The organism is Acinetobacter sp. 797_lipA (assembly GCF_058243025.1).
The window spans coordinates 1-10,228 of record NZ_JBZAYQ010000004.1 but is presented as its reverse complement, the minus strand read 5'-3'; the positions used below and the strand labels follow the sequence as shown (position 1 = coordinate 10,228).

11 protein-coding genes are annotated in these 10,228 nt (G+C 36.1%); 6 read left to right on the top strand and 5 right to left on the bottom strand.

The features are described from left to right. The first annotated feature begins 200 nt into the window (after window positions 1-200). From AC4CU2_RS18790 to AC4CU2_RS18775, 4 genes are all read left to right on the top strand, one after another. A complete protein-coding gene (locus tag AC4CU2_RS18790; protein WP_228155376.1) occupies window positions 201-1,193 on the top strand; it encodes a hypothetical protein in 993 nt (330 codons plus the stop codon). A gap of 126 nt (window positions 1,194-1,319) precedes the next feature. Beyond that, window positions 1,320-1,529 carry an antitoxin HicB gene (locus AC4CU2_RS18785; RefSeq protein WP_171422344.1) on the top strand — a complete coding sequence of 70 codons (210 nt, stop codon included), beginning with the start codon at window positions 1,320-1,322 and terminating at the stop codon, window positions 1,527-1,529. 821 nt (window positions 1,530-2,350) lie between these two features. Next, complete coding sequence (locus AC4CU2_RS18780) at window positions 2,351-2,614, top strand: hypothetical protein (RefSeq protein WP_490769387.1); 264 nt, start codon at window positions 2,351-2,353, stop codon at window positions 2,612-2,614. A 381-nt stretch (window positions 2,615-2,995) separates the two neighbouring features. After that, a complete protein-coding gene (locus tag AC4CU2_RS18775; RefSeq protein WP_291253023.1) occupies window positions 2,996-3,913 on the top strand; it encodes a hypothetical protein in 918 nt (305 codons plus the stop codon). On the opposite strand, the gene AC4CU2_RS18770 is transcribed toward AC4CU2_RS18775, so the two are convergent. The 3 genes from AC4CU2_RS18770 to AC4CU2_RS18760 all read right to left on the bottom strand — a co-directional run bounded on the left by AC4CU2_RS18770 (window position 3,900) and on the right by AC4CU2_RS18760 (window position 5,585). Then, window positions 3,900-4,820, bottom strand: coding sequence for a DNA cytosine methyltransferase (locus tag AC4CU2_RS18770; protein WP_291253024.1), 921 nt, complete (start codon window positions 4,818-4,820; stop codon window positions 3,900-3,902). The genes AC4CU2_RS18775 and AC4CU2_RS18770 overlap by 14 nt on opposite strands. 227 nt (window positions 4,821-5,047) lie before the next feature. After that, window positions 5,048-5,338 (bottom strand): type II toxin-antitoxin system YafQ family toxin, encoded by a 291-nt coding sequence (locus tag AC4CU2_RS18765; RefSeq protein WP_004676242.1) that lies wholly within the window; start codon window positions 5,336-5,338, stop codon window positions 5,048-5,050. Further along, entirely contained in the window at window positions 5,325-5,585 is a 261-nt protein-coding gene (locus AC4CU2_RS18760; RefSeq protein ID WP_005265047.1) for a type II toxin-antitoxin system RelB/DinJ family antitoxin, read from the bottom strand. The genes AC4CU2_RS18765 and AC4CU2_RS18760 overlap by 14 nt, the downstream gene beginning before the upstream one ends. Before the next feature lie 157 nt (window positions 5,586-5,742). On the opposite strand from AC4CU2_RS18760, the gene AC4CU2_RS18755 reads away from it, so the two are divergent. Together AC4CU2_RS18755 and AC4CU2_RS18750 are read left to right on the top strand one after the other, a co-directional pair. Continuing rightward, entirely contained in the window at window positions 5,743-6,156 is a 414-nt protein-coding gene (locus tag AC4CU2_RS18755; protein WP_004967533.1) for a hypothetical protein, read from the top strand. A 2-nt stretch (window positions 6,157-6,158) separates the two neighbouring features. Beyond that, window positions 6,159-6,473 (top strand): hypothetical protein, encoded by a 315-nt coding sequence (locus AC4CU2_RS18750; protein WP_000723215.1) that lies wholly within the window; start codon window positions 6,159-6,161, stop codon window positions 6,471-6,473. A gap of 188 nt (window positions 6,474-6,661) precedes the next feature. Here the strand turns inward: AC4CU2_RS18750 and AC4CU2_RS18745 are convergent, their stop codons facing one another. Beyond that, window positions 6,662-7,198, bottom strand: coding sequence for a plasmid replication DNA-binding protein (locus tag AC4CU2_RS18745; RefSeq protein WP_057061321.1), 537 nt, complete (start codon window positions 7,196-7,198; stop codon window positions 6,662-6,664). A 66-nt stretch (window positions 7,199-7,264) separates the two neighbouring features. Then, the gene (gene repM / locus AC4CU2_RS18740; RefSeq protein WP_146857201.1) at window positions 7,265-8,191 is read right to left on the bottom strand and encodes a replication initiation protein RepM; all 927 of its coding nucleotides are present in this window, start codon (window positions 8,189-8,191) and stop codon (window positions 7,265-7,267) included. Window positions 8,192-10,228 lie beyond the last annotated feature (2,037 nt).

Here is a 10,228-nt window from a genome sequence, read left to right as displayed (position 1 = left end):
TGATCAAGTTGCGGTCGTCAAGCCCATTTCGGGGGAACTGCTATTTATAAAATCTCCGAAGGTGATTTCTCATTCTGCTTAAAGTTTCAAAAATGCAATTTTTGAGACTTTAAGAATTCCTTATAGAATTTTTAATAAATATCTTTTATAAATCTCTTATAGAATCACTTTATTAAAATCACTTTAAGAGTAATAAAAAAATGATTTATTACAGCTATGTTCCTAAAGATTTTACAAAACATGTCATGGGAATGATGACGAACGAATATGATCTTGTTTCTAAGAAATTCATATTGAATATGAATACTGATGAAGCAAGCCGTATGATTTCAAAATGGATTGAGCGTTATCATTTACTGGAAACAGCCCAACAAACCTATCGAAGAAGATTGAACAGTGAGCCAGTTTTTAGCTTGCTGGTTCATTTCACTTATAGTTATTTACCAGGACTGAGTGAGAGTGAATGCTGGGAAAAATTTGATAAAAATGAACCTGCTTTTTTGGTGCAAGTAGAGGCTTACCTGTTTTGTCGAACCAGTGATGCTTTCTTATTGGATGAAAAAACTCAAAAAGTTTTGAGCAAAACAGACAAACAAGATTTATTGAAGATTAACCGTAAAATCTTTGAGATCTGTCCAAGTTCAGAGTCTTTTAGTTACATTGGTGATGTTAATCCAATCAGCTGTGGTAGATATGAACTGGTACGTCTGACCAAGCCGAAAAAAAGCATTAAAGAGCTTCAAGCCAAGAATTGGACCAATGAAAAACATGTCACAGATTGGACTTGGCGTTTGACTGATAAAGCCTATAAGGAACAACTAGAACAAGGAAAAAGGGTCGTTTTGCGGTTTCAGAGCCTGATTGAAAAAAATGCCAGTCTGGATGAGAAGAAAGCCTATTTTGAACGCCATTTCCGGGCCTTGGAGGGCTATTTAGGCTACCGTGGGGTACGTCAGCAGATCGGAAATTTGTATCACCTAGAAAAACGCTTATTCAAGGATAAATATAATCAGCCCTGGTTTGATCATGGTGCCCGGACTTTAAAACTTTCATATATGAAAAAACTGAAAAGTCCGATTGTAAATAATTCATCATATCAAGAAGCAGAAGCTCATTTTAGGAGTGTATTAACGGAAGATCTCAACAAAAAATACGAAAAATGGAAGGCGAAGTCCAATAAAACCGAGGTATAGGATGTTTTTTAAATCAATCTCAATTAACAATGGTGATAACTCATGCAGAAATATCCTGATGATTATTATCTCAGCCGCCAAGAAATTGACGATTTGAGAGCTGAGGCTAAACACGCGGCAAAATATATGAAAGCTTTTTTCGATTTTAAGACCGAAGCTCGTTATTCATTTAGTGTGACATGGTCCGCCCAAGACGGAGAATTTATTGGGTTATGCGCTGAATTTCCGTCGCTATCCTGGCTAGATCCAGACCGTGATAAAGCACGCTCAGGCATTGAGAGACTTGTCTTTGATGTATTACAAGACATGAGTTCCACTGGAGAAGCCATACCTTAATATTTTTGGAAAAATGCCTGATTCCGCTGGATGTATTCATTCAGATTATTTGAATCTAAGCCGAATATTTGAAGTTTTTTATCGACATATTTGAAAAAGAAGCAGTAAACAATGTGCATTATCCCAAGTGCCAACGCTTCCATTTTGATCGCCGGTAATAGGGCATTTGGGTCTGTAAAGAGAATTTCCAACCTGAAATGATTAAAAAAATAGATGAAAAAAGTCACTAGAGTCAACAGAGTCAAAAGTGCATAAGCTTTAGCACAAGTATTGCAGTGTCTATTCATTTTTTCTAATTTCTGAAAAATTGTATGATTCATTTGGCTCTCTAGGCATCTAAATTTTTGAATGACAAACTCTCTACATATTTTAAATATTCAGGATTAAAAAAGGGAAAAAATTTCTGTTAGATGATCCCGTGCTTTGTAAAAAAAATATCAAAATTATAAAGAGTTGAATTCTATTAATACATTGAAATTAAACATAATTTTTAATATCGACACACATCATAGCTACCTAAATTAGCTCCATTAGGTAGCTATGATGTGTGATGCTAAGCTTTAATTTTTTTACAAAATATAAGTATTTGATTTTAAATATTATTGTATTTAGATGGTAAAAATAAAACTCAAACATTAGTACTCATAAGTAATTGAAATTAAAAATTAAATTATGATCACACATAATACCTACCTTGATGTGGAAAGAAGCTATTGTGTGTGTCGATCAGAGCATTATATGTAGAAAGGTCTCTAGTTCTTTATCCTGTCTACCCGACTTGTAATATGATTCATATATCAGCTAATTGGGAGTACGGCACTATGTCAACAGTAGATCTAATTGATGAAGATGACAATGAATCAGGTATTGCTGCCAAAGCCGCAAATGTACTTCGAGACCGCTTTATTGCCGCAGCGCAAAGTGGAACAGTGTTGTATGTCAAAAATGATAATTTAATGAGTAAAATGCCGGATGGCGTACCAATCGTAGTTAAACATTTGGAAGGCCGGAATCCTGACCTTGCTTACCGATTTGCTGGGCGACGAACTTTTAAAATTAAAAAACGTAAAATTAATTCGAATTGAGGCAGGCTTTTACTCCCATTCGATCGAAGTTCGAATAAGAGATGTTCTGTAAATTTAGAGTACACCCCAAAGTAACGTTACATCTGTCTGTATCCGCAACCTAAAATCAATGGTCTAGAAGCCGTGGAACATCGATTTAGGTACGTTTAAAGCAAGTCTTAGATTTATACGTGACAATAAAAATCCAGTTGTATGCACTGGATTTTTCTATTTGGGGCTTACATTTTAGATTTCGAATAAAGGATTTTATGTTAAAACTAATTGATACCTCTGAATCTATTTGCTACATCCATTACCATTAATAATATAAATCAGTAAGTTAATAGCTTATTTTATCTGTTAGTATGCTCGGAATTTAACGCTTATGTCGGTTCACTTCACATGGTTGTTTCTGTTGCAGAATATTTAGGTCAAAGAACTGATTCTGAAATTAATATAGTTCCTGTTGAGTTAGGGGAACCAGTGAGTTGTCCATTTATGGACAGAAGTTGTGAGAAGGTACTAAAAAACTTACAGCCAGTATGTGCAGTACGAAAAACAGATAATAGTGTATGGATTAGTTGTGAACATCGTCTTTGTTCATCTAGAAAAAAAAATAAGTTAGGACAGTCAATAGGTTTAGTAAAGCATCAGCAAGAATTGCTACTACACATTGCAAAGTTTATTTATGCAGATGAGCAATTAACTTTGGATGAAGTTGGTATTAAAAAAGAAGTTACCATTCCTTTGCCTGAGGCTGATCATAATTATCATGCAGACTATGTTATGCGTAATTTCTCTTCTAGAGGGAAAGTTGATGAAATTCTTTTAGAAATGCAGGGAGGAGGTGAAACTAGTAATACTGGTGCTATTACGAAACACGTAGCTAATTGGGCTAAAATGGCACTTCCTACTAATAAATTTTTACGTGAAAATGTGGCTGCTAATACGATTGAAACTAATGCTTGGCGGAGACAGCAAGAACAGTTTTTAGTTAAAGGAAATGTAGTAGACCAAACAGGTGGAAAAATAGTATTTGTAGTAGGTCGCCCTTTATTTGATTACCTTTACAAACGAATAAGAAATGCGAACCTAAGAGATTTAAGACAACATAATTGGACTTTATGTTTGCTACCTATAAAAGAAAAAACAGAACAAGAAATTAGATCAGGAAAAATCCCTTTAACAATAGATGAAGAATTAGCTTTATTTACTAACTATTCTACATTTATTCGAGTTTTAACTGATCAAGGTTTTCCTTGTCCTGCTATCTTTGAAGGAGAATTTACCTTGCTAAATAATACCTTTAAGGTTGTTTAGTCTCTTTATCTATAAGAGCTATCCTATTTCCTATCCACTCGATAATAGGTACTGCAACAGCATTGCCTATTGCTCTGAATCTACGAGAGTCCAATTCTTTGGAAACCCTTGAAGACTCTCGTATTCTGAAGGGAGCATCCGGCGAACATACAGCATCTGAACTTCCTCTTGAGTCAAGAGTATAGGTTTCTCCATCATTTCTATACCCTTTTGCTTGGGGGCCTGCGCTGGGCTTTCTTCCAATTCCTGCATGTTGGATAGAATAGATATTTGTTTCTGATAGGCCATTAACATATCTGATGGAATTTCTTGGTTTCTCTCCACTGCTCGGTGTATTAGAGACTTCAATTGAGGAGGAGTCAAAAAGGACTCTAGCGGAGCGCATGTCTCCAAGACTTCCAACAATGTAGACTCTACGTCGTCTTTGTGGTGTTCCAAAGTGTTTTGCGTCCAAAATTCTCCACGAAAGACCATACCCGAGTTCATCCAGCGTTTCGATGACTGTTCTGAAATCTTCTCCACAGTTTGAGTTGAGGAGTCCGGGAACATTTTCGATAATAATCCAGTCAGGTTTTCTTTCTTTGATGAGTTTTGCATATGTAAAAAAAAGTCCGCTACGTTCGCCTAATAAACCTTTTCTTTTTCCCTGATTAGCTAGGGAAACATCTTGACAAGGAAACCCCCCACACCAAATATTACTTTCAGGTATATCTAGAGGAGAAAGGGTATCTATATCATTATGTAAAGGTATTTCAGGCCAATTTTTCTTTAAGACACTACAGCAAAAAGAATTAATTTCGCATTGAAAGACAACTTGCATATTTGCCTTTTCTAATCCTAAATCAAAACCACCAATACCTGCAAAGAACGATGCAACTTTGTATTTGGAGTCTGTAATTCCTGCCATTTAAATAAGTATCTTTTGTGGTTAAACATTGCTGGCATCCTATAATAATTTTAATCAGATGGCCACAGTTATTTTGGGCATAGATATATTTTTTATTTTTATAAAGACAATATTTTTTTAGATTTCCTACAATTAACATAATGCACGTTATACGAAGTCAAAAATGGGAGTTCAAGCTCCCATTTTTGAAGATAATTTTAAAAATTTCTTATTGAAAATTAGGTCACTTAAATTGCCAACTCACTATGACTACCTAACCTAACTAATTTCAAAATTAGTAGTTCGCCTTCCTCTGTTTTTTTATAGATCAAAACAAGATCTGGTTTGATATGGCAGTCACGATGACCTACCCAATTACTGACCAAAGCATGGTCACGATACTTTTCAGGCAAGGCTTCATCAGCTTGCAATAACTCTAAAACAGTTTGTAGTTCAGCATCTACTGTATTTCGATGCTGCCCTTTTTTCTCACGTTTATAGTCTTTCTTGAATGCTGATGTGTACTTAATCGTCCGCATTTAGATCAGCCATCAAATCTTTAACAGAAGTGAAGCTCTTTGCTTTGCTTAGATCTTCTTCCATTGCTGCAATGGTTTCAGCACTGGGCTGCCAAATTTCAAAAGGCAGAGCCTTTTCTTTCGCTACTTTGGTTAACAACAAGCGAACTGCATCTGAGACAGTTAAGCCCATTGTTGCAAGAACTTCAGTTGCTTCATGCTTAATGTTTTCGTTAATGCGAGTAGTTACTAGTGCATTTGAAGCCATGTTAAGCTCCTATGATTAACATTGTTAATCATACTATATTCTTAGATGAAGAAAAGTTCAATTCGTATAATCGCCATTATGTTAAATGGAAGCCAGCGACCTCCAAGAAAATCGGTATAGTGTGAATAGTTATTGAGTAAATAAGAGAATTAAATTAGTGAAATACTCAAATGAAAAAATAGTTAAAGCTCTCTTGCTTGCTCCTTTACCGTTACTTTTTTTCATAGCAGTCCTGTTTATCGTAATGAATCAGGAATACAGCCTATACTCGATTTTAGTGGTTCTTGTAGGGCATGGCCTTGTCTACTTAGCGTATTGTATTTTGACTGTGCCTTTCAGCTTCATATTCTCAATTATTTTAAATCGTTATAACAGTCTGAATTTATTAACCATCTGTATTACCTCTCTAATTATTGCTGCTCCATTTTTTATTCTTTTTGGATGGAGTCACACAGGAGAAATTTCGAAAGAGTGGTGGAAAATGTATACCAATACATGGACTATTTTTATGGCTCTCTTTCCTGGCTTATGTTATTGGCTGTTTTTAATTAATTTAAAAGATAAAGAATAGTTATGAAAAAAATATTATATTTTAATTTCTTAGCGATTATTTTGACTTATGTATCTTTGCTTTATCAAAAAAATATATTAGTTGCTCGCATAGTTGTAGATAAGCTTGAAAAAGTTGAAGTCATAGCTGGGGGATTTCCTCTACAGTTCCTTATAGATGGTGAAACCTCTCCAGTCGGAAGTATAAGTATCAATCCTTTATTTATTTTCATCGGCATGGATCAATTTGTTTTTCTCAATTTTTTTATTGATTATTTATTTTGGGTAAGTATTTTATTTGCTTTTTCTATGATTGTGAAAAAGTACAGAATTGTATAGATCTCCTAAAATTAACATAATACACCTTATACGAAATGTGTTATAATTTTCCTTAGAAATCAATGCTGTAGTTTCTAGTTAATAGCCCATCTTCCCCAAGATGGGTTTTTTTTATGATTTTTCACGTTCCACGCTTATTATTTAATCAAAGTTTCACGACTCTGTTCATATCAGTTAAACAATCGTGGTTAATCATAGGGTCTAAAAAAACGGCTCCAAAAGCCCCTTTTTTCAGGCTCCTGTTCAATATGCTCCGGCACTGGAATCCGCTTGTTTTCAAGAGTAGTCAATCCGTCATAGTTCGGCTCTGACTCTAACCGAGGATCTGTTGCTATATCCTGATTAGATTTCTGATCGGTAAACGTAGTCATATTGGCTTTTGGGGCTTCTAATAGACGTTGCATAGCTTCAATCTGTTCTTGATAAAACGATTCACGTTCTAGTGATTGATTTTCTCTCTGCACTGCCTGATTTAATTGTTTTTCTAGTATTTCAACTTGACGTTTTAATAAGTCAACTTCTGTTAAGTTTTGACTGTTAGTTGATTGACTTTGGTTGACAGTAGAGTTGTTTTTTTGTGGCTCTCCAAAGACCCTCAAAGCCTCTGAAAAGTCAATCAATCCATCAGATCCTTTTGATAAATTTCCTTTATTTATATGGGCATAAATAGCCTGTCTAGAGTATCCATATAGTTTTGCTAGTTCTGAAACTGACAGTTTTTTCATCATGTAAACCAGTTTTCAATTTGTGTTAATACTTGACTGTTAACTTTACAATGTCAATTAACAACGTCATTGAAACCCTACTTTTTTTAGTAAAGGAATTAACTCCTTAAATTTCTCTGAATCTTGCAGCATTTCAGCGATGCGTATAGCAAATTGTTGATAGCTTTCCGTGCCTTGGGAATACTTACTCATCTCAGGGAGTTCGGAGAGTTTATTGGCAAATAGGTGGCATTGTTTGTCGGTCATTTTTGAAAAAAGATCGATAGTGTCTAGATCCCGCTTATTCTCTAGTGACTTAGCAGCTGATTTTTTTTGTTTAAAGTTGAAAGAGAAACCCGAGATCGAGCGACCTTTTTTATGTTGTTGATAAGTTACTTTAATATCTGTTTTTTCATTAATGTCATTAATAGCTAGATCAAGAACTCTTTTTTTAAAATCGCTCATTAATTTATATTGATTTTCTTCGATTCCAAGCTGTGCACGAAAGTCTTCTAAATTAATGATGGGGGTTTTTTCTGTACTTCTCCATTGAATCAATAATTCATAGAGTCTACTTGAATACACACTTTTTAATTGTGCTGTTTGGCTCAAAAGATATTGAGTAAAAAATTCTTTTACCCCATTGATACGGCTGATGCCTTGAACAACAGCAGGCGTAAAAACAATTTCTATGGCACCTTCATTGTCCAAATATTTAACTTGAGAAATCCAACGACTTTTTACAAGTTTTCCATCTTCATCAAAAAAGCTGAATCGGCGATTAAATAGGGTTTCTTCCGCTTCCTTCATTCTCATATAAGCATTTTGTCGAGTAGTACCAAATACATCGGCATAACGTAATGCATCTATTCTTAGAGGCATGTCTGTAGTTAATCCTGTACCAGTGTCTCTGGCATCTACAATAGCCAATTGAACAATATGAAATTCTGCTAGGGAAAGTACTTGAAATGCTTGATTCAAACGATTTGTTTTAACTACAAGATCTTTTTTCATGTGGTAATTAAACGTCTTTATATGAGTTATTAATAGCTTTAAAAGACATATTAATTCAAATCATTTAAAAGACAAGTATTAATTTGTCTTTTAATGACAATTAAACGTCTTTGTATTGGTAATTAAACGTCTTTGTATTGGTAATTAAACGTCTTTGTATTGGTAATTAAACGTCTTTATATATACTCTGAAAACATTGAAATATAAGGCTTATAGCAAGTTGAAAAGCATTTAAAAACCTTAAAATAATTAAAAACCTGAATCATGAAAAATTGCCCTTGGTTTTCGCTACGCTCAAACTCTATTGAATCTCGCTTTCGCTCGATTCGTTGGGGCAATTTTTGGTTAATATTTTCGTGACTTTTGAAAAAAGCAAAAGCAACTCGGAATTCGCTTCGCTCATAAAGCTTTTTTTTCGCTACGCTCGGTTTAGGACTCAAACTTGGAAAGTTCGCACCCATTCGGGATGCTCTGTAAAGCAAGTGATTGATGGATAGGGAGCTTGTAATCAGGGAAAGGGATAAGCAATTTTTTTCAGTTCGCTCGTAGACACTCGCTCTGATATAACGATTAGAGGCAAAAAATAGGGGGTAGGCGCGTTTTTTCACTGATTACCAAGAATTACCTATATCAAATAGAGAAAATGGCTTAAAACGCAAATGAGCGCAAAATGGAAAGCAGTTTATAGTCGTACTCAGGACTTTGATCTCAGTTATTTATGTGTGATGAGGGACACACAGATTTTTAATTTCGTTCAGCAGAATCGGCTGCGTCAGGATTTTTTAAGTGAGGTCCCCACTAACCGTTTATAAAAAGTCGGATCAAAGACTTTGATTTCACTTGTTTTCTCAAGGTTCTTGGAATTTCTGGATCCGATGCCACTCGAATCTGATCTTCTAGGTCGATTTTTACAAATGTGGCTGGAGGGTTTAGACCGCCAAGTCTATGAAGTTGCCAAACTTCATCCTCAAACCACATTCTTCCAATTCTCTTACACACTCCAACTTAATGGCGTGTCCTTTCGTTACTCATTCCAACGCTCGCCTTTCACTCGAATTGAAATGCTTCCTCTGCCATTACAGCAAAGCCCTACTAAGTCACTCTCCCACAGTTCTATTTTCGGAAGTTGCCTCCGATTGAATAAAAACCTCTTCAAATTAAAGAGAAATCTTTAAGCAATACGGCTTCGTCATCAAACAAAACTGCTTCCCAAGTTAGTATTAAAACAGTTGTTTTCAGTTGCCTGAAAACTGGCAGAACCCGTGCCGATCTCCTACATACAACACCTACATTCCTATCTCCCCCGATCGCAGTTCCAAGTCGTATCAGGTTTATACAATGCAATATGTAGTTAATAATCATCCACGTTCACGCCTTACCCATATCGACATACACAGCCTAAAAAGCACCATGTTGACGACCTTACAGGCTTGAGCTATCCATTGATCTCGACAGCAAAACAGAATGTCTTCCGACAAATTCACTGTTCTACCTAAAATCGAGTACCGATTGCGCCAGCTTTCGCCTTGCAACCCTGACACCTCACGATGCCCTCAAAAGCCCACCTGTGGGTATAACCTACGCCCTTGTCTTTATTTTTGTTTTTGACTTGAAGCGTCTGGTTATCAGCTATTCACGAGGTTACTCATTCCGTGAGTCCTCTGACTGTCTGTTTTAATACAGGGTTTCGGCCCTTTCAGCCTAGGAGGGAAGTTACTCCCACCGCCACGTCACCGTGATCCCGTGTCCTTGTCGCCCAACTGACCTCCACCTTGGGAGTGGAGGGTGTTCATTCATCAAAATGAGTGAACAGGTAGAAAGCGGGAGTCACACCCGCCAGCCCCTAGTGTAGCCGCGCCAGCTAGAGTTTCCTCACGCACGCAGCTTCACCACTAAAGCTTCTCGAAGATTGGCAGTCCTCAAGAAGGGGGAGTGTGTCTGATTCATGGGTAGGCAACCCAGGAACCAAACAGAAAAGAATTGGCTCATGGATTGGCAGTCCACGCAAAAAATCAAAGACCCTAAAAGGGTTATATT

Excerpts from the sequence above, each read along its gene's own strand:
- AC4CU2_RS18790 (WP_228155376.1), top strand. The coding sequence starts at position 201 with ATGATTTATTACAGCTATGTTCCTAAAGATTTTACAAAACATGTCATG.
- AC4CU2_RS18785 (WP_171422344.1), top strand. The coding sequence starts at position 1,320 with ATGAAAGCTTTTTTCGATTTTAAGACCGAAGCTCGTTATTCATTTAGT.
- AC4CU2_RS18780 (WP_490769387.1), top strand. The coding sequence starts at position 2,351 with ATGTCAACAGTAGATCTAATTGATGAAGATGACAATGAATCAGGTATT.
- AC4CU2_RS18775 (WP_291253023.1), top strand. The coding sequence starts at position 2,996 with ATGGTTGTTTCTGTTGCAGAATATTTAGGTCAAAGAACTGATTCTGAA.
- AC4CU2_RS18770 (WP_291253024.1), bottom strand. The coding sequence starts at position 4,820 with ATGGCAGGAATTACAGACTCCAAATACAAAGTTGCATCGTTCTTTGCA.
- AC4CU2_RS18765 (WP_004676242.1), bottom strand. The coding sequence starts at position 5,338 with ATGCGGACGATTAAGTACACATCAGCATTCAAGAAAGACTATAAACGT.
- AC4CU2_RS18760 (WP_005265047.1), bottom strand. The coding sequence starts at position 5,585 with ATGGCTTCAAATGCACTAGTAACTACTCGCATTAACGAAAACATTAAG.
- AC4CU2_RS18750 (WP_000723215.1), top strand. The coding sequence starts at position 6,159 with ATGAAAAAAATATTATATTTTAATTTCTTAGCGATTATTTTGACTTAT.
- AC4CU2_RS18745 (WP_057061321.1), bottom strand. The coding sequence starts at position 7,198 with ATGAAAAAACTGTCAGTTTCAGAACTAGCAAAACTATATGGATACTCT.
- repM (WP_146857201.1), bottom strand. The coding sequence starts at position 8,191 with ATGAAAAAAGATCTTGTAGTTAAAACAAATCGTTTGAATCAAGCATTT.